This is a genomic window from Bradyrhizobium sp. USDA 4353, assembly GCF_054063215.1.
This window is the reverse complement of sequence record NZ_JBSSGB010000001.1, coordinates 165,359-189,950: the sequence shown is the minus strand read 5'-3', so window position 1 is coordinate 189,950 and position 24,592 is coordinate 165,359. Positions and strand designations below refer to the sequence as shown.

Sequence of the window (24,592 nt, the reverse complement as noted above, 5' to 3'; positions counted from 1 at the left end):
CGGCTCGGCGAGAGTTCCGGAGAAAAGCCATGTCACGTCGTCATCCCATCATCTCGATCACGGGCTCGTCCGGTGCGGGCACCACGTCGGTCAAGAAGACGTTCGAGAACATCTTCCGCCGCGAGAACGTCAAGGCCGCCTATATCGAGGGCGACGCCTTCCATCGCTACAATCGGGAGGAGATGCGCCGCAAGATGGTCGAGGAGGCCGAGCGCGGCAACAAGCACTTCAGCCATTTCAGCCCCGACACCAATTTGTTCGAGGAGCTCGAAAAGACCTTTCGCGACTATTCCGAGACAGGCACCGGCACCACACGTCACTATGTGCACGATGAGGAGGAGGCGCGGCTCTATGACGCCAGGCCCGGCACCTTCACCGAGTGGACGCAGCTGCCGGCGGAATCCGATCTGCTGTTCTACGAGGGCCTGCACGGCGCCGTCGTCACCGAGAAGGTCAACATCGCCCAGCATGCCGACCTGAAGATCGGCGTCGTGCCGGTGATGAATCTGGAATGGATCCAGAAGCTGCACCGCGACCGTGCGTCGCGGGGCTACACCACCGAGGCGGTCACCGACACCATCCTGCGGCGCATGCCGGATTACGTGAACTACATCATCCCGCAGTTCTCCGAGACCGACATCAACTTCCAGCGCGTCCCGACAGTCGACACCTCCAATCCGTTCATCGCGCGCTGGATCCCGACACCCGATGAATCGATGGTGGTCATTCGTCTCAAGAATCCGCGCGGCATCGACTTCCCTTATCTGCTGTCGATGATCCAGGGCAGCTTCATGTCGCGCGCCAATTCGATCGTGATCCATGGCTCGAAGCTCGATCTCGCCATGCAGCTCATTCTCACCCCGATGATCATGCAACTGATGGACCGAAAGAGGCGCACGCTATGACCGCCACCGCCGTGCAAACGCTGGCCCCGAAAGCCGATCCTGCGCATGCCGAGATGGCGAACGCCATCCGCTTCCTCGCGATCGACGCCGTGGAGAAGGCGAAGTCGGGCCATCCGGGCATGCCGATGGGCATGGCCGATGTCGCCACCGTGCTGTTCTCCCGCTTCATGAAGTTCGATCCGGCCGATCCCACCTGGCCCGATCGCGACCGCTTCGTGCTGTCGGCCGGCCACGGCTCGATGCTGCTCTATGCGCTGTTGCATCTGACCGGCTACGAGGCGGTGACCATCGACGAGATCAAGGCGTTCCGGCAATGGGGCGCCAAGACGCCGGGGCATCCGGAATATGGTCACACCCCGGGAGTCGAGACCACGACCGGACCACTGGGGCAGGGGATCGCGACCGCCGTCGGCATGGCGCTCGCCGAGCGCCTGATGAACGCGCGCTATGGCGACGATCTCGTCGACCACTACACCTATGTGATCGCCGGCGACGGCTGCCTGATGGAGGGCATCAGCCACGAGGCGATCTCGCTCGCCGGTCATCTCCGTCTCAATCGTTTGATCGTGCTGTTCGACGACAACGGCATCTCGATCGACGGCTCGACGGGGCTGGCCTGCTCCGACGATCAGCTCGCCCGCTTCGCTGCCTCGGGCTGGGCGACCACCCGCATCGACGGCCATGATCCCCAGGCGATCGAAGCGGCGATTGCCGCCGCCCGCCAGAGCGACCGTCCCAGCATGATCGCCTGCCGCACCACCATCGGCTTCGGCTCGCCGGGCCGCCAGGGCTCGGAGAAGGCGCATGGCGCGCCGCTCGGGCTGGAGGAGGTCGAGAAGACGCGCGCTGCCCTGCATTGGCCGCACCGGCCGTTCGAGATTCCCGCCGACGTGCTGGTGAGCTGGCGCGAGATCGGCGCGCGCGGCCGCAGCATGCGCCAAGCTTGGAAGGAGCGCGCGCGCAAGCTCACTACGTCTGACCGCTCGCCCTGTCACGATGCGCTGAACAAGAAGCTGCCGTCCGCCTACACCGAGCGCATGGCGCAGTTCATCGCGCAGCTCACGGCCGAGAAGCCGAAGATCGCCACGAGGCAGGCCTCGCAGAACGTCATCGACGTGATCGCGACGGTGCTGCCGAACCTGCTCGGGGGCTCGGCCGACCTGACGCATTCCAACCTGACCAAGGCGAAGACGCACAAATCGGTGACGCCGACCAGCATGGACGGCAACTACGTCCATTACGGCGTCCGCGAGCACGCGATGGCCGCGGCCATGAATGGTGTCGCGCTCCACGGCGGCTTCATTCCGTATGGCGGCACCTTCCTGGCCTTTGCCGACTACAACCGTCCGGCCATCCGTCTCGCCGCGCTGATGGGTATCCGTGTCATTCACGTGATGACCCATGACTCAATCGGCCTCGGCGAGGACGGCCCGACGCATCAGCCGGTCGAGCATGTCCCAAGCCTGCGCGCCATTCCAAATCTCCTCGTGTTCCGTCCGGCCGATGCGGTCGAGACGGCGGAGGCCTGGGACTGCGCGCTTCGCGCCGAGACCTCGCCATCGGTGCTGTGCCTGTCGCGCCAGGCGCTGCCGGCCTTCCGGACCGAGCTGTCCGACCACAACAAGGTGGCGCTCGGCGCCTATGTGGTGGTCGAGCCCGAAGCCGGCCGTGACGTGACCTTGATCGCGACTGGCTCGGAGGTGGCGATCGCGCTGGAGGCAGCCAAGCTGCTCGAGGCCGAAGGCGTGCATGCGGCGGTGGTCTCGGCCCCGTGCTTCGAGCTGTTCCGCAAGCAGAGCGCGGACTATCGCGCTCACGTGCTCGGACATGCGCCGCGGATCGGCGTCGAGGCCGCCATCGAAGGCGAGTGGGCGCGCTGGCTCGGCGATGCCGGCGAGTTCGTCGGCATGCACGGCTTCGGCGCCTCGGCGCCGGCCGATGTCCTGTACCGCCAATTCGGCATCACGCCGGCGGCCGTAGCCGATGCCGCCATGCGCAACATCATCCGGGCGCGCGCCGACTGACGACGCGCCACACACAACATCGAACAGGGACGGAGACGAACATGGCGCGGATCACGCTCAGACAATTGCTGGACCATGCCGCCGAGCGCGGCTACGGCGTGCCGGCGTTCAACATCAACAACATGGAGCAGGGGCTCGCGATCATGGAGGCGGCGGCTGCGGTCGATGCCCCCGTCATCGTTCAGGCCTCGCGCGGCGCGCGCTCCTATGCCGGCGACATCATGCTGTCGAAGATGATCGACGCGCTGGAGGAGATGTATCCGCAGATCCCGCTCTGCCTGCACCAGGACCACGGCAATGACGAGGCGACCTGCGCGACCGCGATCAAGTACGGCTTCACCTCGGTCATGATGGACGGCTCGCTGAAGGCCGACGCCAAGACCGCGGCGGACTATGAGTACAATGTCGACATCACCCGCCGCGTCACGGACATGGCGCATTGGGTCGGCGCCTCCGTCGAGGGCGAGCTCGGCGTGCTCGGCTCGCTCGAGCATGGCGGCGGCGAGCAAGAGGATGGCCACGGCCTCGAAGGCAAGGTCAGCCGCGACCAGCTGCTGACCGATCCTGACCAGGCGGTCGATTTCGTCCGCGCCACCAAGGTCGATGCGCTGGCGATCGCGATGGGCACCTCGCACGGCGCCTACAAATTCTCGCGCCAGCCGGACGGCGAGATCCTGGCGATGAACGTGATCGAGGAGATCCATCGCCGGCTGCCGAACACGCATCTCGTGATGCACGGCTCGTCCTCGGTGCCGCAGTCGCTGCAGGACATGTTCAACCAGTTCGGCGGCGAGATGCCGCAGACCTGGGGCGTGCCGGTCGAGGAGATCGTGCGCGGCATCCGCCACGGCGTACGCAAGGTCAACATCGACACCGATTGCCGGCTGGCGATGACCGCGATCTTCCGCAAGGTGGCCGCTTCGTCGAAGGCCGAGTTCGATCCGCGCAAATTCCTGAAGCCGGCGATGGATTCGATGCGCGACCTCTGCCGCGAGCGCTTCGAGCAGTTCGGCGCCGCCGGCAACGCATCCAGGATCAAGGTGCTGCCGCTGTCGGAGATGGCCAAGCGCTATCGCTCCGGCGCGCTCGATCCGCGAATGGGGGGAATGACCGAAGCTGCGTGACGTCTACAGCCACAACGAAACAGCCAGGAGGAACACATGAACGACCAGTCGATCACCGTCCGCGGCAAGGATCGCTACAAGTCCGGCGTGATGGAATACAAAAAGATGGGCTATTGGGAGCCGTCCTATCAGCCCAAGGACACCGACGTCATCGCGCTGTTCCGCGTCACGCCGCAGGACGGCGTCGATCCGGTCGAGGCCTGCGCTGCTGTCGCCGGCGAATCCTCGACCGCGACCTGGACCGTGGTGTGGACCGACCGCCTCACCGCCGCCGAGAAGTATCGCGCCAAGTGCTACCGCGTCGAGCCGGTGCCGGGCTCGCCGGGCAGCTATTTCGCCTATATCGCCTATGATCTCGATCTGTTCGAGCCGGGCTCGATCGCCAACCTCACGGCCTCGATCATCGGCAATGTGTTCGGCTTCAAGCCGCTGAAGGCGCTACGACTGGAGGACATGCGGCTGCCGGTGGCCTATGTGAAGACCTTCCAGGGCCCGGCGACCGGCATCGTCGTCGAGCGCGAGCGGCTCGACAAGTTCGGCCGACCACTGCTCGGCGCCACCGTCAAGCCGAAGCTCGGTCTTTCGGGCCGCAATTACGGCCGCGTCGTCTACGAGGCGCTCAAGGGCGGGCTCGACTTCACCAAGGACGACGAGAATATCAACTCGCAGCCCTTCATGCATTGGCGCGAGCGCTTCCTGTACTGCATGGAGGCCGTCAACAAGGCGCAGGCGGCGACCGGCGAGATCAAGGGCACCTATCTCAACGTCACCGCGGCGACGATGGAGGACATGTATGAGCGCGCCGAGTTCGCGAGGGAGCTCGGCTCGACCATCATCATGATCGACCTCGTGATTGGCTACACCGCGATCCAGTCGATGGCGAAATGGGCGCGCAAGAACGACATGATCCTGCATCTGCATCGCGCGGGACATTCGACCTATACGCGGCAGCGCGCGCATGGCGTGTCGTTCCGCGTCATCGCCAAGTGGATGCGCCTCGCCGGCGTCGACCACATCCATGCCGGCACCGTGGTCGGCAAGCTCGAAGGCGACCCGAATACCACGCGCGGCTATTACGACATCTGCCGCGAGGACTTCAATCCGATGCGGCTGGAGCACGGCGTGTTCTTCGACCAGCATTGGGCGAGCCTGAACAAGCTGATGCCCGTGGCCTCCGGCGGCATCCATGCCGGCCAGATGCACCAGCTGCTCGACCTGCTCGGCGAGGACGTCGTGCTGCAGTTCGGCGGCGGCACCATCGGTCACCCTCGCGGCATCGCCGCCGGCGCCACCGCCAACCGCGTCGCGCTGGAGGCCATGATCCTCGCCCGCAACGAGGGGCGCGACTACGTGCATGAGGGCCCGGAGATCCTGGCCAAGGCGGCGCAGACCTGCACGCCGCTGCGCGAGGCGCTGGAGATCTGGAAGGACGTCACCTTCAACTACGAATCGACCGACTCGCCGGACTTCGTGCCGACCGTCACTCCGGCGGCCTAGAGCGTGGTGTGCTCTTGCTCGATCGATGCGCTTGCCGCGATTTCAGTTCACCTCTCCCCGCCGGGGAGAGGTCGGCGCAAAGCGCCGGGTGAGGGGCTGCCGGATGAACTGTAACCCCTCACCCGGATTGCATCTGGCGATGCAATCCGACCTCTCCCTTTGGGAGAGGTGGACGGAGATCGCGGGTGCCGCTCGTCAGACCAAAACGCATCGTGCTCTGGACTTCGTTCGATGCGCTACCGCGATGCGGGCTGGAGACCGGCTCGCTTCTTTCAGCCATTTCAGGAGATACCATCATGCGCGTGACCCAAGGCTGCTTTTCCTTCCTGCCGGATCTGACCGATGATCAGATCACGGCCCAGATCCAGTACTGCCTCGAGAAGAACTGGGCGGTGAACATCGAGTTCACCGACGACCCGCATCCCCGCAACACCTATTGGGAGATGTGGGGCCTGCCGATGTTCGACCTGCGCGATGCCGCCGGCATCATGCGGGAGCTGTCGGAGTGTCGGAAGATCTATGGCGACCGCTACATCCGGATCTCGGCGTTCGACTCCTCGCACGGCTGGGAGTCGATCCGGCTGTCGTTCATCGTCAACCGGCCGGCAAACGAGCCCGGCTTCCGGCTCGATCGTCAGGAAACCGTCGGGCGCAATCTGCGTTACTCGACACGGTCCTATGCGGCCGAGCGTCCCGAGGGCGAGCGCTACTCGTAACAACGGCTGCGCTGAGGTCTCATCCTTATCGAGGGCGGGGACCTCAGCGCCGGCTCTGCCGCACTGATGAAGTCCGATTGTTAAATCCGATTCGACGGCGTCCCGCTTGCCGGAGTTCGCGGGAGGAGCTGCCGCCAGCGTGTGCGAACTTCGGCCAAAGCGGAGCACCAGCCCATGATGCAGGCCACGCAGGCGGATGCCAAGGAGGCGACGCCGGTCGAGACCATCGATCTGCGCCGGGAATTCGAGAGCGTCGAGATCGCGCCGGTGCTGGAGCAGCTCGACCGTGAGCTGGTCGGCCTCGCACCGGTCAAGACGCGCATCCGCGAGATCGCCTCACTTCTGCTGATGGAGCGGATCCGCCAGAAGATGGGGCTGACGACGACCTTCCCGACCCTGCACATGTCGTTCACCGGCAATCCCGGCACCGGAAAGACTACGGTCGCGCTGCGCATGGCCGGCATCCTGCACCGCCTGGGCTTCGTCCGCCGCGGCCACGTCATCAGCGTCACCCGCGATGATCTTGTCGGCCAATATATCGGCCACACCGCGCCCAAGACCAAGGAGGTGCTGAAGAAGGCGATGGGCGGCGTCCTCTTCATCGACGAAGCCTATTATCTCTACCGCCCCGAGAACGAGCGCGACTACGGCCAGGAGTCGATCGAGATCCTGCTGCAGATCATGGAGTCGCAGCGCGAGGACCTCGTGGTCATTCTCGCCGGCTATGCCGACCGGATGGAAAAATTCTTCCAGAGCAATCCCGGCTTCCGCTCGCGCATCGCCCACCATATCGACTTCCCGGATTATTCCGAAGGCGAGCTTTTGACCATCGCGGAGATGATGCTGGAGGGGCAGAACTATCGGTTCTCGCCCGAGGCGCGGGCGGCCTTCGAAAAATACATCACCGTTCGGCGCACCCAGCCGCTATTCTCCAATGCGCGCTCGATCCGCAATGCGCTGGATCGCATTCGCTTGCGCCAGGCCAACCGGCTGGTGTCGCGGCTCGACCGCGTGCTGACGTCCGACGACGTGATGTCGATCGAAGCCAGCGACGTGTTGGCGAGCCGCGTCTTCGCTCAGGGGGACGCGAAAACGGGAGCCCAACCATGAGCCTCGCGCTGGTGAAGAATTCGCCGCTCGACGATCTCCGACGCCGCATTGCCGATGCTGAAGCGCTGCTTCTCGACGTCGACGGCACGCTGGCGGAAACCGAGGAAATCCATCGCGAGGCCTTCAACGAAGCCTTCGTTGCGGCGGGCATCGATTGGCATTGGGGGCGGCGCATCTACAAGGAGCTGCTGCGCGTCGCCGGCGGCAAGGAGCGCATCCGTGCCTTCGATCAGATGCGGCGCTCCGGCCCGCCCTTGAGTGACGCGGTGGTCGCCAGGCTGCACCGGATCAAGACCGAGCGGTTTGCGGCGATCATGGCCGACAAGGGCTGTCCGCTGCGTCCGGGCGTGAGGGCGCTGCTCGACGCGGCCTGGGCGCGCCAGCAGCGGGTCGCGATCGCCACGACGACGACGCGGGTGAATATCGATGCCTTGCTGGCGCCGGTGCTGGGCCCGGACTGGGAGGCCAGATTTGCCGCTGTGGTTGCCGCTGATGATGTCGCGCGCAAGAAGCCGGCGCCGGATGTCTATTTCGAGGTGCTGTCTCAGCTCGACCTCCCCGCGGCAAGTTGTCTCGCGATCGAGGATTCCGGTAACGGGCTGATGGCCGCGACGCGCGCAGGCGTGCCTGTGCTGATCACGCGCAGTCTCTATTTCCACGACGACACTTTTGATGGAGCCTTGGCCGTGCTGGACGACCTCAGCGAGCTCATCATGTGATGCCTTGAGGTGCGAGGGATACCCGCATGTCAGATTATGTACACCACGGTGCGCATAGCTCCTCCTAGTCGCGTTCTATTGCCGTTCAGCCGAGAACATGTAATCCCTTGACGACGTGCTCACATGTCGAGTCGAGGTCGTAGAGTATGGCCCGCACGCAGGCCAAGGTTAAACGGAGCGATGTCGCGCGCACGGTGGCGTTGCGTGGCCGGGTCGGCCGGCCACCGAAGGCGCTGGCCGGCAATATCGAGGAGCGCATCCTGGACGCGGCGCGCGAGGTATTCCTCGAGCGCGGCTTCGAGGGCACCAGCATCGATGAGATCGCCGAGCGGGCGCCGGCGTCCAAGCCCACCATCTACGCACGCTATGCCGGCAAGCCGGCGCTGTTTGCCGCCGTCGTCGTGCGCTCGATCGGCGAATTGATGAATCTGGGCTCGTCCTACACGCCCCCTGCGGGCACCGCCCAGGAAAGGCTTGCCGGCCTCGCGATGGCCATCGTCGACCGCGCTTTGAAGCAGTCGATCGGGCTGCTGCGGGTCACGATCGGCGAGGCCTACCGCTTTCCCGATCTCAGCTGCCAATTCCACGAGCTCTCGCGCAAGCGCGCGACCCAGGCGGTGGCGGGGCTGCTCGCCGACACGATGGGCTCCGGCAGCTCGGCCAAGCGCGCGCCGTCCAAGGCGGCCGAAGCGTCCGCCGAGATCTTCATCGACCTGATCGTGCTGCCGCTGTTGATGCGAGCGCTGATGGGCGTGAAGGAAAAGACCCTGCGCAAGGAGATGCCCGGCTTCGTCCGCGAGCGGGTGAAGGTGTTCCTTACGCTGACTACCAAGACTTAGATGCCAAGACCTAGATCATGATGCGTTTCGGCGGAAACGCATCATGATCTTATCTCTTTGTTTGAGCATGATCTTTTCGGAAGGCCGGTTTCCACTTTTCCGGATCATGCTCTACTCATCCGAAGCCCTGAGCGAGACCGCTCAGCGCCGCCCAAGCGATGCCGGCTCGAGCGTCACCTGCTTCAGGTCCTTGCCGCTCACCACCACGACGATGAAGGCGAGCTTGCCGTCCTTGTTGATGAGGCCGCCGCTGATTGCCCGTCCGGCGGCGGAGCGCTCGGCGATCTTGATCGCGTCCGACATCTTGAGCTTGACGCCGCTGAGCGCGGTCAGGCTGTTGCGGTCGCTCTCGCTCAGTCCGTCGACGGTCGAGAACAGCGCCGTGTTCAGCACCTTGGCGGTCGCGCCGTCGATGTCGGATTCCCAGATCTGCCCGCTCTGCAGGGTGCGGACCTTGTAGATCGGCACGTCCAGCCCGCCCTCGAAGCTGATGTCGGCGGTCTTCGATCCCGGATGGATCTTCTCCGCGATCCGCAACGCCTGGTGCAGCGAGACTTCCGTTCGGCGGAACCGGTCGAGCTCGCGGTCGATCGTCTCCTGGCTCAGCGCCGGATCGGTGGAGGCCTGCGGGCTTGCCGACGCCGGCTCATCGGTCGCGCCGACGGCTGAGTGGGCGAGTGACGTCCATGACAACAGGATGACGGTGAGGAGAATGATTCGTCTCATGGCGGCCTGCTGTCTCCGATCTCAGTCGGTGCTTGTAGAGCATTCCCTTGGGAAACGGTTGCGCAAAAACGAAACTGTATAGTTCTATAATGCCGCGGCAGCTCTGTCAAGGTTGCGGCACCGGAGGTGTCTGGCTCCAGAGCCGTCCCGCGCGCGCGCCGTCATAGCCCAGCGCATAGAGCGAGCGCATGTAGTCGGTATCGAAGCCGATGCCCTGGCCCTCTGGGACTGATGGGTCGATGGCAGCCATGTTGAAGGACATCGCGTTGTGCCGGGCGAACTGGTAGGTGGCCACCAGGTAGCTCTGGGTCTCGCGCTTGCTCTTCATGGCCAGCGAGCGGATGGCGATCGCCTTCGCGCTGTTCTCGACCGGCTGGAAGTCGGTCGAGATCCGGCCGTTCATGATGATGTAGATCGCCGGCTTCTGTGACGCGATCCGCCCCGACGACGCCGGCTGCATCAGCAGGCGGTCCGGAAAGGTGAAGACCTGGGTCGAGACGCCGCCGTCGACATGCATCTCCTCGATCGGCTTGCCGTCCGACGAGGCCGCGATCATCGAGGGCGGAAACGCCACGGGAACGCTGGCCGACGCGGTCAAGACCTGACGGAACAATTGGAGCGCGTCCAGCGTCCGCGCCGAGGCGATCTCGCCCATGTTCCACAACACCGGCCGGGCGGCGTCCAGATCGGTGGTCACCACGAACAGCCGCCGGCCCCTGGCATGCTCTCGGGCGATCGCCTCGAGCAACTCCGGCGTCGTGTAGTGGCTGATGGCGTCGCGCAGCGGCTGGACGTCGAACAGCGATGAACCGAACACGGCCTTCAGGGCGTTCGGGGAGGCCGCGAACGAGCTGGCGAGACCGCTGGTGTACATCTCCTTCAGCGTCGGGTCGTAGGCCGGGCCAAGAAAGGCGAAGGGCGCAATCAACGCGCCGGTGCTGACGCCCGACACGATGGTGAACTCCGGACGCGTGCCGCTTTCGCTCCAGCCGTTGAGAATGCCGGCGCCGAACGCCCCGTCGCCGCCGCCGCCGGACAGCGCGAGATAGGCGAACGGCTTGTTCGCCTGCGGCTGCGGCTTGAACGCCGCGCTGTCGAAGCTCTGGGGCGGCGCGTCGGCCCACATCCGGATGGTGCCGAAGCCCTCGATCCTGGCGCGTCGCGCCTCGTCGGCCGAATAGGCCACGCGCTCGACCGATGCGCAGCCGCCGAGCAGCAGGACGAGACTGCCAAAGCCGGCCAGACCAACGGCCGCAAATACCGAACGCGATCGCACCCCAACACTCCCGTCTTATAAACGATACCGTATAGTATTATTCTTGCCGAAGGATCAAGGCGGCCGCGTTCATGTTTATGTAGGCGGATCACGATTGCGGGAGCCGACGTCTGGAACCGACGCGGCAGGACTTGCCGATACCTTGTCCTTCGAAGCGTGCGCGGTGACAGGCGTCACCGGCTATGATTTTTTGCCATTTCCGTTAGGTTGTCGCGGTTTCAACCTCGCGGCCGATATTGCCGCGCCGACAGGCTTTCGATGTCGTGCAGTTGTCATGCGCGGCCGCGTGACCCGACGCCACCACAGGAGCATCAATGATCAAGCGCCGAGCCCTTCTCACGATTCCTCTCGCCGCCGCCGCACTGCTCGCGGCTTTCACCGGCGGTGCAAAAGCGGCGCAGTGCGGCACGTCGCCCGCGGGCTTCGAGGCGTGGAAGCGCGAGTTCAGCGAGGAGGCCCGGTCCAAGGGCGTCGGCAACACCGCGCTGTCGGCGCTGATGCAGACCAACTACGCCACCGCGACGATCGCGGCGGATCGCGGCCAGCGCAGCTTCCAGCTCTCGCTCGATCAGTTCCTTGCCAAGCGCGGCGCGCCGGCGATCGTCGCGCGCGGCCGCCAGCTCAAGCAGTCGCAGGCGGCGATGTTCGCCTCGATCGAGCAGCGCTATGGCGTGCCGCCGGGCCCGCTGATCGCGATCTGGGGCATGGAGAGCGGCTTCGGCAGCCAGCGCGGCAATCAGCACATGCTGTCGTCGATCGCGACCTTGGCCTATGACTGCCGCCGGCCGGAATTCTTCACCGAGCAGCTCTATGCCGCGCTGAAGCTGATCGACCGCGGCGTGCTGTCGGGCGCGACGCGCGGCTCGATGCATGGCGAGGTCGGGCAGACGCAGTTCATGCCCAAGAACATCCTCGCTTACGGCGTCGGCAATCTCGACGTCGCCGCCAACGCGCTGGCCTCGACCGCCAACTTCCTGCGCGCCAATGGCTGGAAGGCCGGCGCCGGCTATCAGCCCGGCGAGCCGAACTTCGCCGCCATCGAAGCCTGGAACGCCGCCGGCGTGTACCAGAAGGCCATTGCCCTGATGGGCCGCCAGATCGACGGCGGCGGCTCGGCCGCGGAGCGGTGAGAGCCTGTTGTGGATTGATCGGCAAGGTGAGACCGCAGGGGATGGACTGAAGCCGCCCCTGCGGTCAGGTTTGCTCATCCGGTTACCGCAAACGGCGTCCGCATGAGCGAATATCAGTATTACGAGTTTCTGGCCATCGACCGCGTTCTTGATGCCACGGCACGTGACCAGTTGCGCGCGATCTCGTCGCGCGCCCGCATCACCGGCGCGAGCTTCACCAATCACTACGAGTGGGGCGATCTCAACGCCGATCCGCGCGACATGATGCGGCGATGGTTCGACCTGCACGTCTATGTCGCCAACTTCAATGCCCGACGCTTCATGATCCGCCTGCCCAGGGCGGCACTGGAGCCGTCCGATGCTGCTCCGTTCCTGGGCGAGCTCGATTGTGTCGAGGTGACCACGTCGGGCGACGACGTCATCATCGACATCAACCTTTATGATTTCGAATCCGACGACTATGCGGATGATGGATCGAAGTGGATGGCGGCCCTTGCGCCGCTTCGCACTGATCTTCTCGATGGCGACCTCAGACCGCTCTATCTGCTCTGGCTGATGGCGGTTCAGTCCGAGCTCGTGCCCGACGATGCGTTGGAGCCGTTGCCCGGGATCGGTCCGGTGAGCGGAGCGCTCGACAGCCTTGCCGATTTCCTGCTGCTCGATCCGGACCTGGTGGAGGCCGCGGCCGAACGGCAGGCGGCTGCCGTGAAACCGTCGCAAGCCGAGCTCCGTGCGCACATCGATGCGCTGCCGAATGCAGATAAGATCGAGCTGTTGCTGCGTGTCGTCGAAGGCGATGGCCGCGTCGGCCCCGAGCTGCGGCGCCGTTTCCGACGTCCCGTTGCGAGAGCGGACGGACAGCGCACCGCCGCCTCGCTGCGCGCGCGCGCCGCCGAGATCGCCGCGGCCCGCGAGGCGGCCGAGGCTAAAGCGGCTGAGGCCGAGCGCAAGCGTCGGCTGGAGCGCGAGAAGAGAGAACGCCAGACCAGGTTGAAGACGCTCGAGAGCCGCGGCGACGCCGTTTGGAAGCAGGTCGAGACCGAGATCGAGCGCCGTAACCCATCCGGCTATGATGCGGCCGCGGCCCTGATCTCCGATCTGCGCGCGCTCGCGCATCAGACGAAGCAGATGCCAGCGTTCGAACAGCGTATCGCTGCGATCCGCACGAGGCATGAGAACAAGCGGAAATTCATCGAGCGGCTCGATGCGCTCAAACGGCAACCGCTGGTCTAAAGCGCGACGAGATCAGGATGAATCGTCATCGCGCTTTAGGCTGTTGTTTGCGCATGATCTTTTCGGAAAGCCGCGGCGCACTTTTCCGGATCACGCTTTAAGAAAAACGAGGGCGGCGTTTCGGTGAAACGCCGCCCTCGCTGATCGTGTTCAGTTGAGACGCAACGGCATCAGGCCTTCAGCTCGAACCGGTCCAGGTTCATCACCTTGGTCCAGGCGGCGACGAAGTCCTTGACGAACTTCTGCTTGGCATCCGAGCTGGCATAGACCTCGGCGAGCGCGCGCAGCTGCGAGTGCGAGCCGAAGATCAGGTCGGCGCGGGTCGCGGTCCACTTCACGGCGCCGGACTTGCGGTCGCGGCCCTCGAAGGTGTGCTCGCCCTGATCGACCGGGGTCCAGGCCACGCCCATGTCGAGCAGGTTGACGAAGAAGTCGTTGCTCAGCACTTCCGTCTGCGCCGTGAACACGCCGTGCTTGGAGCCGCCGGCATTGGCGCCGAGCACACGCAGGCCGCCGACCAGCACGGTCATCTCCGGCGCGGTCAGGGTCAGCAGCTGGGCCTTGTCGACCAGCAGCTCCTCGCCCGACAGCCACTGCTTGCCCGCGAGATAGTTGCGGAAGCCGTCATGGGTCGGCTCGAGCACGGCGAACGACTCGACGTCGGTCTGCTCCTGCGAGGCGTCGGTGCGGCCCGGTGCGAACGGCACCGTCACCTCGACGCCGGCCTTCTTGGCCGCCGCCTCGACGCCGGCATTGCCGGCCAGCACGATCAGGTCGGCGAGCGAGATCTTCTTGCCGCCGGCGGCTAACGCGTTGAACTCCTTCTGGATGCCTTCGAGCTTGGCGAGCACCTTGGAGAGTTCGGCCGGGTTGTTGACCGCCCAGTCCTTCTGCGGAGCGAGGCGAATGCGTGCGCCATTGGCGCCGCCACGCTTGTCCGAGCCGCGGAAGGTCGAGGCCGAGGCCCAGGCGGTCGAGACCAGCTGCGACACCGAGAGACCCGAGGCGAGGATCTTCGCCTTGAGATCAGCGACGTCCTTGTCGTCGACGACGGGGTGATCGAGCGCCGGCACCGGATCCTGCCAGATCAGATCCTCCTTCGGCACCAGCGGGCCGAGGTAGCGTACCTTCGGGCCCATGTCGCGGTGGGTCAGCTTGAACCAGGCGCGGGCGAAGGCGTCGGCGAACTGATCCGGGTTCTCCAGGAAGCGGCGCGAGATCTTTTCGTATTCCGGATCGAAGCGCAGCGCGAGGTCGGTGGTCAGCATCGACGGCGCGTGGCGCTTGGACTTGTCGTGCGCGTCCGGCACGGTGTTGGCGCCAGCGCCGCCCTTCGGCGTCCACTGATGCGCGCCGGCCGGGCTCTTGGTCAGCTCCCACTCATAGCCGAACAGGTTCCAGAAGAAGTTGTTGCTCCACTTGGTCGGCGACGACGTCCAGATCACCTCGAGGCCGGAGGTGATGGTGTCACCGGCCTTGCCCGAGCCGTATTTGTTGGCCCAGCCGAGACCCTGCTGCGCGATGTCGGCGCCTTCCGGCTCCGCACCGACCAGCGACGCATCACCCGCGCCGTGGGTCTTGCCGAAGGTGTGACCGCCGGCGATCAGCGCCACCGTCTCCTCGTCGTTCATCGCCATGCGGCCGAACGTCTCGCGGATGTCGCGGGCCGCTGCGACCGGGTCCGGGTTGCCGTTCGGGCCTTCCGGGTTGACGTAGATCAGGCCCATCTGCACGGCCGCCAGGGAGCCCGCGAGCTCGCGGTCGCCGCTGTAGCGCTCGTCGGCGAGCCACTTGCCTTCAGGACCCCAATAGATGTCCTGCTCCGGCTCCCAGGTGTCGGCGCGGCCGCCGCCGAAGCCGAAGGTCTTGAAGCCCATCGACTCCAGCGCGACGTTGCCGGTCAGCACGAACAGGTCGGCCCAGGAGATCTTCTGGCCATACTTCTGCTTGATCGGCCACAGCAGGCGGCGAGCCTTGTCGAGGTTGGCGTTATCTGGCCAGCTGTTCAGCGGCGCGAAACGCTGCTGACCTGTGCCGGCGCCGCCGCGGCCGTCGCCGATGCGATAGGTGCCGGCGGCGTGCCAGGCCATGCGGATGAACAGCGGGCCGTAATGACCGAAATCGGCCGGCCACCACTCCTGCGAGTCCGTCATCAGCGCGGTCAGGTCCTTGACCAGCGCATCGAGATCGAGGCTCTTGAATTCCTTGGCATAATCGAACGCCTCGCCGAGCGGATCGGAGAGGTTCGAATGCTGATGCAGCACCGACAGATCGAGCTGGTTCGGCCACCAGTCCTTGTTCTTGAATCCCTTCAAGCCGCCCGAAAACGGGCACTTGCTGACGTCATCCATGTTTGCCTCCTGACCTGAACGGCATTGTTCCCCCTGCAACGGGTGGCGGGACCCTACGCGGCTCCTTCGATCAGGGGAAATTGAGTTTGGTGATTGCAACGATAAGATTATCTGATGAACATGGTGTGACGCCGCGCAAACGTTGAGCGGCATTGCGCGTTGTCGGTACATCCTGAGATTGTGGTCCGGAAATTGACTTCAGGTCGATGAACAATAAGATAATCTGATGATCCACCTCACGATGCGGCAGCTTCGCTATTTCGACGCGCTGGCGCGTCTCGGCCATTTCGGTCGCGCCGCGGAAGCCTGCGCGATCTCGCAGCCGGCGCTGTCGATGCAGATCAAGGAGATGGAGGACGCGCTCGGCGGCGTCCTGCTGGAGCGCAATGCGCGCCAGGTGGTGCTGACGCGGTTCGGCGAGCAGCTCGCCGAGCGCGTCCGCGAGATCCTGCGCTCGGTCGACGAGCTCGGCGATTTCGCCCGCGCCTCGCGCGACAAGCTCACGGGACGGCTGCGGCTCGGCATGATCCCGACGGTCGCGCCCTATCTTCTCCCGAAAGTGATCGGCGATCTCACCCGCAAGCATCCCGAGATCGACATCCATGTCCGCGAGTCCAAGACGCCGAAGCTGATCGAGGAACTGGTCGAAGGCCGGCTCGACGCCGCCATCGTCGCGCTGCCGGTGTCGGAGCCGTCGCTGACCGAGGTCGCGCTGTTCTCGGAGAACTTCCTGCTGGTGCGCCCGCCGGAATATGAAGGCGCAGACGTGCCGAGCAGCGAGAGCCTGCGCGAGATGCGGCTGCTGCTGCTGGAGGAGGGGCACTGCTTCCGTGATCAGGCGCTGTCGTTCTGCAACATGCAGGCGCCGCGCGAGATGCTCGATGCCTCCTCGCTCTCGACCTTGGTGCAGATGGTCGGCGCCGGCATGGGCGTGACCTTGATTCCGGAGATGGCCGTCGGCGTCGAGACCCGCTCGGCCTCGGTGTCGTTGGCGCGCTTCGCCGAGCCGCAGCCTCAGCGCAGCATCGGCATGGTCTGGCGCAAGACCAGCCCGCTCGCCAAGCAACTGATGCAGATCTCCGAGATCGTCGGCGGCGCCGCTGAGAGCCTGCGCAAGCAGGCCGCCGTGGGGCAGGCGCGCAAGCGACGCGGCTGACGGGCTGAGGAACGTCCCGACGAAGCCGGCCTTGTCGTCCTTCTCAAACGAAGGACGTCCTCATGAAACTTATCTTGATCGCATCCGCCGCGATGCTCGCGCTGTCGAGCACGCTCGCCTTGGCCCAGAGCAGCGGGTCCGGAAGCAGCGGCACCGGCGGCAGCAGCGCAGGCCCGTCGCACAACGCGCCGTCATCAGCACCGGACAAGGCGCAGGGCAATACGGGCACCACCGGCATGGGGCAGGGCGGCTCGAACGACGCCGCCGCAACGGCCGGCAACGGATCGGGTCGCACGCGGTCGGCGCCGAACGACACGACCGGCTCGCTCAACAACAACAGCCCGAGCACCGGCGACGACACGTCCGGAAGCTCCAGCAATCTCGGCCGGCATTGATGGCTGATGGGGAGCATTGTTGTTCCGCCGCCCTTACGCGCAGTGAGTTCGGGTTTCCAACTCAAGCCGCAACGGCGGTGAACTCCCCTCCCCCTTGCGGGGAGGGGTCGGGGGTGGGGGTCCCGGAACGCGCTCTCCATGATGACCCGACTCCTCAGCAACTCGCCTGATTCGTTCTGCAAAACAGACCTTGCTCATCATCAGTTCAGCGCCTGGAGACCCCCACCCCCCGACCCCTCCCCGCAAGGGGAGGGGAGCGCACCTGTCATGGCGCAAAGGATGCAGCATCAAACGCCCGTGTTCCTGCAACGGCCGGCGCTTTGCGTGGAACGGCAGCGCAAACCAGCCGTTCGTAGCTTTCGAGCAACTCACGTGCTCCAAGCCGTCGCGGTCGCGGCGGACGACGGTGCCCCATCAGAACGGGGAGCCGTCATGCGTGATGATCTCTGTCGAGGAGTCCTAGTGATGCGAAGCTTGAACTACGTGGCGGCGCTGGCCCTGTCGGGTGCGCTGCTGGCCGGTGCGAACGCGCCGGCGATGTCTGCTCCGATGACGGCGCTGTCGGCCGCCGCCAAGCCCGACGCCGCGCCGCTCAGCACCACCGAGGTGCGCTATGGCGGCCGTGGGTTCGGCGGCGGGTGGCATGGCGGCGGCTGGCATGGTGGTGGCTGGCGCGGCGGCGGATGGCGCGGTGGCGGCTGGGGCTTCGGCGGTCTCGCAGCCGGCGCCTTGCTCGGCGCTGGCATCGCCGCGGCGGCAACGCCCTATTACTACGACGATGATCCCTATTATTACGGCGGCGGGCCCTACGGCTATGCCGGCGTCGGCTACGCGCCGTATTACGGCCGTCCCTATTACGCGCGCCGTTACTATGGCGGCTGGGGTGGCGGACCGTGGGGCGGCCCCTGGTGGTGAGCTTCGGCTGACCGAGCACGCGAAGCCGTCTGCGCGAGCCATCGCGCAGACGGATCGACAGGCCCGGCCGGCGTCCCTCCGCCGGCAGTTGCGGCCCAGTGGCATGGGTCTTGTATCGATCTCCGGGCAGCGGCTGCGCGCCGACGGCGCGTGGTCCGGAGAACGATCATGTCTGAGGCTGTCAACACCGAGGCGTTCTGGGTCGGGACGATCGTCGACTGGCTGGTCACGAATGCCAGCCTGCGCAAGGAGCGCATCGACCTCAAGCGCAAGTTCACGCAGGAGCCCTATAATCTCAGCGCTGTCAGGGTCCTGGCGATGATGGACGAGCTCGTCGCGCTCCACAATGCGCAGAGCGGCGCCAAGCTGGTGCTGTCGCAGAACTGGCGGCTCGCGCATCGCAACGACACGGTGGGCGACTTCATCGGGGCGTTTCTCGGTCTCGTCCGTCCAACTGGTGCCCGAGCCGCAACCGACAATGGCGGGTCTCCCTCCAGCCCCGTGTTGCAAAGCCGACAGGGCAGGCCGCACAACCAGCGCGTCGAAGCCTTACGCGCTGATCCCCGTGGCGACTGGAAGCCGGTCGATCTCGAGATCATCGCCTCGCAATATGCGATGAAGTTTCGCAAGATCACCGGCACGCACGAGGTCTTCCTGCATCCGTCCGTCCCGCATTGCGTCACCATTCCGCTGAAGGCTCCGATCAGGCCGCCGCATATCCGCGCCTTCGTCGCGATGATCGACGGCATGGATGAGGTCGCGCGATGAGCGGCGCCGACGCCTATTCCTATGAGTTGACGGCGTTGGGCGCCGAAGATGGCGGCGGTTGTCTCGTCACCTTCCCCGACATTCCCGGTGTCATCGGCATCGGCGAGACCGCGCAGCAGGCGATCGCCGACGGACAATTGGCGCTGCTTGCAGCGCTCGACGCGCTCAAGGCCGTCGACCGCGAGCCACCGGTCCCGGGCGTGCGCCACGCGTCGCCACTGGTGTGAATCGTGACGTCAGATGAGCGAGTCGAGAGCGGAGGGGAGACCATGCCACTGACCGAGGACACCATCCAGGTCGGCAAGTGCTACAAGACGAAGATCGCCGAGAGCTACAAGGTGCTGTCGATCACCCGCGGCATCGTCACCTATCAGACGCTGACCTCGCCGTTGCGCATCAACACCGGCATCAAGGCGTTCGCGGATGCCGTCTATAAGGAGATCAAGTGTCCCGGGCAGGGTTAGCGATTTTCTCCGTCATGCCCGGGCTTGTCCCGGGCATCCACGTGGTTCTCAGGACGCCGAGCGACGTGGATGGCCGGGACAAGCCCGCCATGACGATGTGGTGAGAGACCTGCCCAAAACTCCGATCGTCATATATGATGGCTCTGCCGTGACGAGCCGCGGATGAAAGTCGAAGAGCGTGACGACGGCACCCTGGCGTGCATCGACGCCGATGGCCGCATCTGGGCGCAATGTGCGCGTTCCTCGCAATTGGCCGCCGATACCGACTACGTGATCGAGGGCCCGCTCAGCGGCTTCCTCTACGAGGAGGGGACGTTTACGCCGGAGAGCGAGCAGGCGTTCCGCGCCTGGCTCGACGACCGCCTGATCAGCGACGAGATCTTCCATGTCAGGGACCGCGAAGCCGCGCTCTCTCTGTGCCAGCGCATCGCGGCCGCGGCGCGCGAGGTCCTGAAGGACAGGGCCGGCGAGCCCCCGACCGACTGACGGTTGATCGTCTTGTTCGCTGAAATAAAAATATCTTGCGATTTTTCAGAATTCATGGTTTCATCCCTGCATCCCGCCTCATGCAGAGAGACGTACGCGTCGTCACGATACGTGGAGGTGGGCTGCGATGGACGTGACGGCTGCGCCCGACGAGCGCAGACGTGACGGACGGCGAAGTCGTGTGGTCCTGGCCTCTCGATGCCGAGGTCAAGTCTGCGGTGGATGCTTGACGGCACACGCGGGCGATGGGGGCAAGAACGCCGATCCCCAGGGAGAGCACGAAGGACACCGTTAAAACCAATCGCGCGGGGAAGGCCGGGATGTTCTGGCCAAACCTGTGGTGACTGCCGCCTGCATTTTTCTTCTGCAGGCGGGCCATGGGGGCGGCAGGCTCCCGGCCTTCTCCGCGCCCTCTCGTCTTTCAAGAGGGACATGAGCGATGCATGACTCGGGCATCACGTGCCGCGGGAAGGCGATGATCTGTCTTCAAGCCAGCGATGTGATGGAAGGCGCCGGCCAAGACCTCCGCTGTCGTCCCGACCTTGAGCCGGGACCCATAACCCCAGGGAGCAGTTTGGGGCACGATGGCCGATCCATCTCGCCCGACCACAACCGCCGCGGCGTATGGGTCCCGGCGCGAGGCCGGGACGACACCGAGTGTGGTGCGCGGTCTGTGGCAGACGAGATGAAGCGAGGTCCAGCGCGAGACGCCTCACGCCTCCAGCGCGGTCCTGATCATGCGCGCGAGATCGGCGCTGACATAGGGCTTGGCGAGCAGCAGCACGTCGGCGTCGAGCCGGCCATGATGCACGATCGCGTTCTCGGTGTAGCCGGACGTGTACAGCACCTTCAGCCCGGGCCGTCGCTTCTCCGCCTCGATCGCGAGCTGGCGGCCGTTCTTGCCGCCGGGGATGATGACGTCGGTGAACAACAGATCAATCCGCTCGGCGCTGTCGATGATCGACAGACCCTCGGCGGCGTTGCTGGCCGACAGCGTGCGATAGCCGAGCCGGCGGACCTGGGCGACGACGTAGTCGCGCACCAGCGCATCGTCCTCGACGATCAGGATGGTCTCGTCGCCCCGCGCGACTGCCGGTCGGCCGGTCTCGGCGGCCGGCAGCTCCGGCGCGCTGGCGGCGCGCGGCAGATACAGCTTCACGGTCGTGCCGTGGCCTTGCTCGCTGTAGATCTTGACGTGCCCGTTGGACTGCTTGACGAAGCCATAGACCATGCTGAGCCCGAGGCCGGAGCCCTTGCCGACGTCCTTGGTGGTGAAGAACGGCTCGAACACCTTGTCGAGCAGCGAGGCCGGAATGCCCTCGCCGGTGTCGCTGACCGCGATCATGACGTAGCTGCCCGGCTTGGCGTCGCGATTGAGCTGCGCATAGTGCTCGTCGAGCGTGACGTTCTTGGTCTCGAGCGTCAGCTTGCCGCCATCCGGCATCGCATCGCGCGCATTGAGCGCGAGATTGAGGATCGCGGTCGAGAGCTGGCTCGGATCGATCAACGCCGGGGCGCTGTCATGCGCCAGCATCGATTCGATCTCGATCTGCTCGCCGAGCGTCGGGCGCAGCAGGCGCGCCGCATCCACCACGAGCGCATTGATGTCGGTGGCGCGCGGCTGCAGCGGCTGACGGCGGGAGAAGGCGAGCAGATGCCGGGTGAGATCAGCACCGCGCTCGGCGGCGGCGCTGATCATGTTGGCGATCCCGGCGAGCTGCGGCTTGTCCTTCACGGCGTCGGCGAGGATCTCGATCGTGCCGGTGATGACGGTCAGGATGTTGTTGAAGTCGTGCGCGACACCGCCGGTGAGCTGGCCGATCGCCTCCATCTTCTGCGCCTGGCGGACCTGCGCCTCGTTGGCCTCGATCTCCTGGAAGCGCTTGACCATAGCCTCGGCGGCGCGCCGCTGCCTGATCTCCTCCTCGAGCTGCGCATAGGCCTTCTGCAGGGTGATGCGCGTCGGCAACACCAGGAGCTGCGGCAGCATCTTGAGCATCACGACGATGATGCCGATCGACATCACGCCGAGCAGGATATTGATGAGGCCTTCGACGGTCGAGGTCGGAACCCAGATGTCCGCAATGGCGAGCAGGTGGGCGACGCCCAGCACGGCCACGAAGATTGCGAGCGCGCCAACCACGCCACGGAACATCACGTCGCGCCAGCGCCGCCGCAGGAATGTGCCGACCACGTAGGCGATGGTGAAGAACGCACTGGCAACGAGGAGGTTGGCGACGACCTGCAGCCAGAGCCACGCCGGCGCGCCCTGCAGTCCCGCCGCTTGCACCGTCAACGTCGGCATATGCAAACCATCCTCAACAACGCAACGCGCCCGGTCCGGGACCGGGCTTTGCCCTTTCGTCGCTCAAACCGAACGGATCATTCAGCTTTTCGGCTGTGGCGCAAGGGCCATGGCCACGGCGTAACGGGCGATGCACCGGCTCGGCCGCGCGCCATGGCATGTGCAGCACAGGTGGCCGCTGTCAAATCCGTGCAACACATCCTTAACCGCTCGGTCACGCGGCTGTTAACGCCGACACCTAAGCCGCTCGACACCGTCATCACCAAGGGATTGAACGAGATGTCGAACACGATCGCGCACAACCGTCGCGAGTTCCTGCGCCTGCTTGGCGCTTCGGCGGCCACCGCGGCGCTCAGCCAGAGCATCGAGCGCGCGCACGCCATTCCGGCGTTCAACCGCCATGGCAGCATCGAGGACGTCAAGCACATCGTGGTGCTGATGCAGGAGAACCGCGCCTTCGATCATTACTTCGGCGCGATGCGTGGCGTGCGCGGCTTCAACGACCCGCGCGCCGTGAAGCTGCCGAACGGCAATCCGGTCTGGCAGCAGCCGAACGGTGCCGGCTCGGTGATGCCGTTCCGTGTCGACAATGCCGGCCAGGTCTATGTCGAGGACGTCGCGCATGGCTGGAACGACGGCCAGAAGTCCTGGAACAACGGCAATTACGACAAGTGGATCGCCAACAAGGGCACCACGACGATGACCTGCATGAACCGGCAGGATCTGCCCTGGCACTACGCGCTCGCCGACGCCTTCACGATCTGCGATCAGTATTTCTGCTCGGTGATGGGACCGACCGATCCCAACCGCTATTACCTTTGGACCGGCTGGGACGGCAATGACGGCAAGAATGGCGGCCCGGTCATCACCAATGCCGAGGCCGGTTATGACTGGATGACGTTCCCGGAGCGTCTGGAGAAGGCCGGCATCTCCTGGAAGGTCTATCAGGACATCGGCACGGGGCTGAATGCGGCCGGCTCCTGGGGCTGGACGCAGAATCCCTGGATCGGCAATTACGGCGACAACTCGCTGTTGTACTTCCATCAGTACCAGAATTCGCAGCCCGGCAGCCCGCTGTATGAAAAGGCGCTGCGCGGCAGCAACATCGCCAATGGCGGCACGTTCGAGAACCTGTTCGACGGCCTGCGCAACGACGTCCGCAACGGCACCCTGCCGCAGGTGTCGTGGATCGCGGCGCCCGAGGCGTTCAGCGAGCATCCGAATTGGCTGCCGGGTCCTGGCGCCTGGTACATCTCCAAGGTGCTGGACATCCTCACCTCGAATCCGGAGCTGTGGAGCAAGACCGTGCTGCTCATCAACTATGATGAGGGCGGCGGCTTCTTCGATCACGTCGTCGGTCCCTATCCGGCGATGTCGCAGGCCTATGGCCAGTCCACCGTGGATGTCAGCACTGACCTGTTCGCCGGCGATGCCAATCATCTCGCAGGCCCCTATGGCCTCGGCGTGCGCGTGCCGATGATGGTGGTGTCGCCGTGGTCGCGCGGCGGCTTCGTGTGCTCGGAGGTCTTCGACCACACCTCGGTGATCCGCTTCATCGAGCGCCGCTTCCATCGTCATGCGAAGGATCTGTTCGAGACCAACATCCCGGCCTGGCGTCGCGCGGTGTGCGGCGATCTCACCTCGGCGTTCAACTTCACCTCGCCGAACGAAGGTCTCGCGCCGCTGCCGAGCACGGCCGGCTTCAAGCCGCCGGCCTCCGACATCACCTCGGGCGCGCGCTTCGACGACTATCATCCGGTGCCGCCGGCCAAGCAGGTGCTGCCGCAGCAGGAGCCCGGCATCCGTCCGGCGCGCGCGCGCTGCCCTATGACCTCCGCGTCGACGGCGATGCTGATGCGGCACATAAGAAGTTCGGCATCCGCTTCGTCAATCCCGGCCAGGCGGGCGTCTGCTTCCATGTCCGTTCCGGCAACACCGCGACCGGTCCGTGGAGCTACACGGTCGAGTCCGGCAAGTCGCTCAACGGCGTGTGGGACCTCGCGGCCAGCGCCGGCCAGTATGATCTGTCGGTCTACGGCCCGAACGGCTTCTACCGCCACTTCAAGGGCGGCGTCGTCTCGACCTCGGCGCTGGTCGATGTCGACACCGTTCATCTCTGCAATTGGGGCGATGACGACGATACCCGCAGCCTCGCGATCGCGCTGACCAACAAGGGCGCGAGCTGCGTGGTCACGCTCCTCGACAACTACACGGGGCGGAGCGAGCGGCATCGCCTGCAGCGGGGCCAGCGTCTGGAGACGCAGGTGTGGCTGCAGCAGACCCACGGCTGGTACGACCTGACGGTCACGACCGACAGCGACGCCAATTTCAACTGGCAGCTCGCCGGTCACGTCGAGAACGGCCGTCCCAGCATCAGCGATCCGGCGATGGGCAAGATCGCCGCGACCTGATCGCGGACAACAACGCGATGCGCCCGGAGCGATCCGGGCGCG

21 protein-coding genes and 1 pseudogene are annotated in these 24,592 nt (G+C 65.3%); 18 read left to right on the top strand and 4 right to left on the bottom strand.

The window, feature by feature from the left end; all coding sequences use genetic code 11:
• The first annotated feature begins 29 nt into the window (after nucleotides 1–29).
• The 8 genes from ACVILH_RS00830 (at nucleotide 30) to ACVILH_RS00795 (ending at nucleotide 8,934) form a co-directional block, all read left to right on the top strand.
• Nucleotides 30–905 (top strand): phosphoribulokinase, encoded by an 876-nt coding sequence (locus tag ACVILH_RS00830; protein ID WP_434856011.1) that lies wholly within the window; start codon nucleotides 30–32, stop codon nucleotides 903–905.
• Entirely contained in the window at nucleotides 902–2,929 is a 2,028-nt protein-coding gene (tkt, locus tag ACVILH_RS00825) for a transketolase (RefSeq protein WP_456711180.1), read from the top strand. The genes ACVILH_RS00830 and tkt overlap by 4 nt, the downstream gene beginning before the upstream one ends.
• A 41-nt stretch (nucleotides 2,930–2,970) precedes the next feature.
• Nucleotides 2,971–4,053 carry a class II fructose-bisphosphate aldolase gene (gene fba / locus ACVILH_RS00820; RefSeq protein WP_456711179.1) on the top strand — a complete coding sequence of 361 codons (1,083 nt, stop codon included), beginning with the start codon at nucleotides 2,971–2,973 and terminating at the stop codon, nucleotides 4,051–4,053.
• Between the two features lie 36 nt (nucleotides 4,054–4,089).
• Nucleotides 4,090–5,550, top strand: coding sequence for a form I ribulose bisphosphate carboxylase large subunit (locus ACVILH_RS00815; RefSeq protein ID WP_456711178.1), 1,461 nt, complete (start codon nucleotides 4,090–4,092; stop codon nucleotides 5,548–5,550).
• Between the two features lie 296 nt (nucleotides 5,551–5,846).
• Nucleotides 5,847–6,266, top strand: a complete 420-nt coding sequence (locus tag ACVILH_RS00810; RefSeq protein WP_456711177.1) for a ribulose bisphosphate carboxylase small subunit — start codon at nucleotides 5,847–5,849, stop codon at nucleotides 6,264–6,266.
• Between the two features lie 177 nt (nucleotides 6,267–6,443).
• Nucleotides 6,444–7,376: a CbbX protein gene (gene cbbX, locus ACVILH_RS00805; RefSeq protein ID WP_456716836.1), complete on the top strand. Its 933-nt coding sequence runs from the start codon at nucleotides 6,444–6,446 to the stop codon at nucleotides 7,374–7,376.
• Entirely contained in the window at nucleotides 7,373–8,095 is a 723-nt protein-coding gene (locus ACVILH_RS00800; RefSeq protein WP_456711176.1) for an HAD-IA family hydrolase, read from the top strand. The genes cbbX and ACVILH_RS00800 overlap by 4 nt, the downstream gene beginning before the upstream one ends.
• Before the next feature lie 146 nt (nucleotides 8,096–8,241).
• Nucleotides 8,242–8,934, top strand: a complete 693-nt coding sequence (locus ACVILH_RS00795; RefSeq protein WP_456711175.1) for a TetR/AcrR family transcriptional regulator — start codon at nucleotides 8,242–8,244, stop codon at nucleotides 8,932–8,934.
• Nucleotides 8,935–9,075: 141 nt separating this feature from the next.
• On the opposite strand, the gene ACVILH_RS00790 is transcribed toward ACVILH_RS00795, so the two are convergent.
• Nucleotides 9,076–9,660 (bottom strand): PepSY domain-containing protein, encoded by a 585-nt coding sequence (locus ACVILH_RS00790; protein WP_456711174.1) that lies wholly within the window; start codon nucleotides 9,658–9,660, stop codon nucleotides 9,076–9,078.
• 106 nt (nucleotides 9,661–9,766) lie between these two features.
• A complete protein-coding gene (locus ACVILH_RS00785; RefSeq protein WP_456711173.1) occupies nucleotides 9,767–10,936 on the bottom strand; it encodes a patatin-like phospholipase family protein in 1,170 nt (389 codons plus the stop codon).
• A gap of 314 nt (nucleotides 10,937–11,250) precedes the next feature.
• On the opposite strand from ACVILH_RS00785, the gene ACVILH_RS00780 reads away from it, so the two are divergent.
• Nucleotides 11,251–12,066 (top strand): lytic murein transglycosylase, encoded by an 816-nt coding sequence (locus ACVILH_RS00780; RefSeq protein WP_456711172.1) that lies wholly within the window; start codon nucleotides 11,251–11,253, stop codon nucleotides 12,064–12,066.
• Nucleotides 12,067–12,168: 102 nt separating this feature from the next.
• Nucleotides 12,169–13,299, top strand: coding sequence for a hypothetical protein (locus tag ACVILH_RS00775; protein ID WP_456711171.1), 1,131 nt, complete (start codon nucleotides 12,169–12,171; stop codon nucleotides 13,297–13,299).
• 170 nt (nucleotides 13,300–13,469) lie between these two features.
• Here ACVILH_RS00775 and katG read toward each other — a convergent pair whose 3' ends face one another.
• Entirely contained in the window at nucleotides 13,470–15,650 is a 2,181-nt protein-coding gene (gene katG, locus ACVILH_RS00770) for a catalase/peroxidase HPI (RefSeq protein WP_456711170.1), read from the bottom strand.
• Between the two features lie 226 nt (nucleotides 15,651–15,876).
• On the opposite strand from katG, the gene ACVILH_RS00765 reads away from it, so the two are divergent.
• From ACVILH_RS00765 to ACVILH_RS00735, 7 genes are all read left to right on the top strand, one after another.
• The gene (locus ACVILH_RS00765; RefSeq protein ID WP_456711169.1) at nucleotides 15,877–16,806 is read left to right on the top strand and encodes a LysR substrate-binding domain-containing protein; all 930 of its coding nucleotides are present in this window, start codon (nucleotides 15,877–15,879) and stop codon (nucleotides 16,804–16,806) included.
• 62 nt (nucleotides 16,807–16,868) lie between these two features.
• The gene (locus ACVILH_RS00760; protein WP_456711168.1) at nucleotides 16,869–17,201 is read left to right on the top strand and encodes a hypothetical protein; all 333 of its coding nucleotides are present in this window, start codon (nucleotides 16,869–16,871) and stop codon (nucleotides 17,199–17,201) included.
• Nucleotides 17,202–17,666: 465 nt separating this feature from the next.
• Nucleotides 17,667–18,116 carry a hypothetical protein gene (locus ACVILH_RS00755; RefSeq protein WP_456711167.1) on the top strand — a complete coding sequence of 150 codons (450 nt, stop codon included), beginning with the start codon at nucleotides 17,667–17,669 and terminating at the stop codon, nucleotides 18,114–18,116.
• Between the two features lie 168 nt (nucleotides 18,117–18,284).
• The gene (locus ACVILH_RS00750) at nucleotides 18,285–18,884 is read left to right on the top strand and encodes a hypothetical protein (RefSeq protein WP_456711166.1); all 600 of its coding nucleotides are present in this window, start codon (nucleotides 18,285–18,287) and stop codon (nucleotides 18,882–18,884) included.
• Complete coding sequence (locus ACVILH_RS00745; RefSeq protein ID WP_456711165.1) at nucleotides 18,881–19,111, top strand: type II toxin-antitoxin system HicB family antitoxin; 231 nt, start codon at nucleotides 18,881–18,883, stop codon at nucleotides 19,109–19,111. The genes ACVILH_RS00750 and ACVILH_RS00745 overlap by 4 nt, the downstream gene beginning before the upstream one ends.
• A 42-nt stretch (nucleotides 19,112–19,153) precedes the next feature.
• Complete coding sequence (locus tag ACVILH_RS00740) at nucleotides 19,154–19,348, top strand: hypothetical protein (protein WP_456711164.1); 195 nt, start codon at nucleotides 19,154–19,156, stop codon at nucleotides 19,346–19,348.
• 162 nt (nucleotides 19,349–19,510) lie between these two features.
• On the top strand, nucleotides 19,511–19,834 hold the full coding sequence (locus ACVILH_RS00735; protein ID WP_456711163.1) for a hypothetical protein: 324 nt from the start codon (nucleotides 19,511–19,513) through the stop codon (nucleotides 19,832–19,834).
• 712 nt (nucleotides 19,835–20,546) lie between these two features.
• Here the strand turns inward: ACVILH_RS00735 and ACVILH_RS00730 are convergent.
• Nucleotides 20,547–22,139 (bottom strand): ATP-binding protein, encoded by a 1,593-nt coding sequence (locus ACVILH_RS00730; protein WP_456711162.1) that lies wholly within the window; start codon nucleotides 22,137–22,139, stop codon nucleotides 20,547–20,549.
• A gap of 279 nt (nucleotides 22,140–22,418) precedes the next feature.
• Between ACVILH_RS00730 and ACVILH_RS00725 the strand changes: the two are divergent.
• Nucleotides 22,419–24,550: pseudogene (locus ACVILH_RS00725) on the top strand (phosphocholine-specific phospholipase C).
• The last annotated feature ends 42 nt before the right edge of the window (nucleotides 24,551–24,592 follow it).

Excerpts from the sequence above, each read along its gene's own strand:
- ACVILH_RS00830 (WP_434856011.1), top strand. The coding sequence starts at position 30 with ATGTCACGTCGTCATCCCATCATCTCGATCACGGGCTCGTCCGGTGCG.
- tkt (WP_456711180.1), top strand. The coding sequence starts at position 902 with ATGACCGCCACCGCCGTGCAAACGCTGGCCCCGAAAGCCGATCCTGCG.
- fba (WP_456711179.1), top strand. The coding sequence starts at position 2,971 with ATGGCGCGGATCACGCTCAGACAATTGCTGGACCATGCCGCCGAGCGC.
- ACVILH_RS00815 (WP_456711178.1), top strand. The coding sequence starts at position 4,090 with ATGAACGACCAGTCGATCACCGTCCGCGGCAAGGATCGCTACAAGTCC.
- ACVILH_RS00810 (WP_456711177.1), top strand. The coding sequence starts at position 5,847 with ATGCGCGTGACCCAAGGCTGCTTTTCCTTCCTGCCGGATCTGACCGAT.
- cbbX (WP_456716836.1), top strand. The coding sequence starts at position 6,444 with ATGCAGGCCACGCAGGCGGATGCCAAGGAGGCGACGCCGGTCGAGACC.
- ACVILH_RS00800 (WP_456711176.1), top strand. The coding sequence starts at position 7,373 with ATGAGCCTCGCGCTGGTGAAGAATTCGCCGCTCGACGATCTCCGACGC.
- ACVILH_RS00795 (WP_456711175.1), top strand. The coding sequence starts at position 8,242 with ATGGCCCGCACGCAGGCCAAGGTTAAACGGAGCGATGTCGCGCGCACG.
- ACVILH_RS00790 (WP_456711174.1), bottom strand. The coding sequence starts at position 9,660 with ATGAGACGAATCATTCTCCTCACCGTCATCCTGTTGTCATGGACGTCA.
- ACVILH_RS00780 (WP_456711172.1), top strand. The coding sequence starts at position 11,251 with ATGATCAAGCGCCGAGCCCTTCTCACGATTCCTCTCGCCGCCGCCGCA.
- ACVILH_RS00775 (WP_456711171.1), top strand. The coding sequence starts at position 12,169 with ATGAGCGAATATCAGTATTACGAGTTTCTGGCCATCGACCGCGTTCTT.
- katG (WP_456711170.1), bottom strand. The coding sequence starts at position 15,650 with ATGGATGACGTCAGCAAGTGCCCGTTTTCGGGCGGCTTGAAGGGATTC.
- ACVILH_RS00765 (WP_456711169.1), top strand. The coding sequence starts at position 15,877 with ATGATCCACCTCACGATGCGGCAGCTTCGCTATTTCGACGCGCTGGCG.
- ACVILH_RS00760 (WP_456711168.1), top strand. The coding sequence starts at position 16,869 with ATGAAACTTATCTTGATCGCATCCGCCGCGATGCTCGCGCTGTCGAGC.
- ACVILH_RS00755 (WP_456711167.1), top strand. The coding sequence starts at position 17,667 with ATGCGAAGCTTGAACTACGTGGCGGCGCTGGCCCTGTCGGGTGCGCTG.
- ACVILH_RS00750 (WP_456711166.1), top strand. The coding sequence starts at position 18,285 with ATGTCTGAGGCTGTCAACACCGAGGCGTTCTGGGTCGGGACGATCGTC.
- ACVILH_RS00745 (WP_456711165.1), top strand. The coding sequence starts at position 18,881 with ATGAGCGGCGCCGACGCCTATTCCTATGAGTTGACGGCGTTGGGCGCC.
- ACVILH_RS00740 (WP_456711164.1), top strand. The coding sequence starts at position 19,154 with ATGCCACTGACCGAGGACACCATCCAGGTCGGCAAGTGCTACAAGACG.
- ACVILH_RS00735 (WP_456711163.1), top strand. The coding sequence starts at position 19,511 with ATGAAAGTCGAAGAGCGTGACGACGGCACCCTGGCGTGCATCGACGCC.
- ACVILH_RS00730 (WP_456711162.1), bottom strand. The coding sequence starts at position 22,139 with ATGCCGACGTTGACGGTGCAAGCGGCGGGACTGCAGGGCGCGCCGGCG.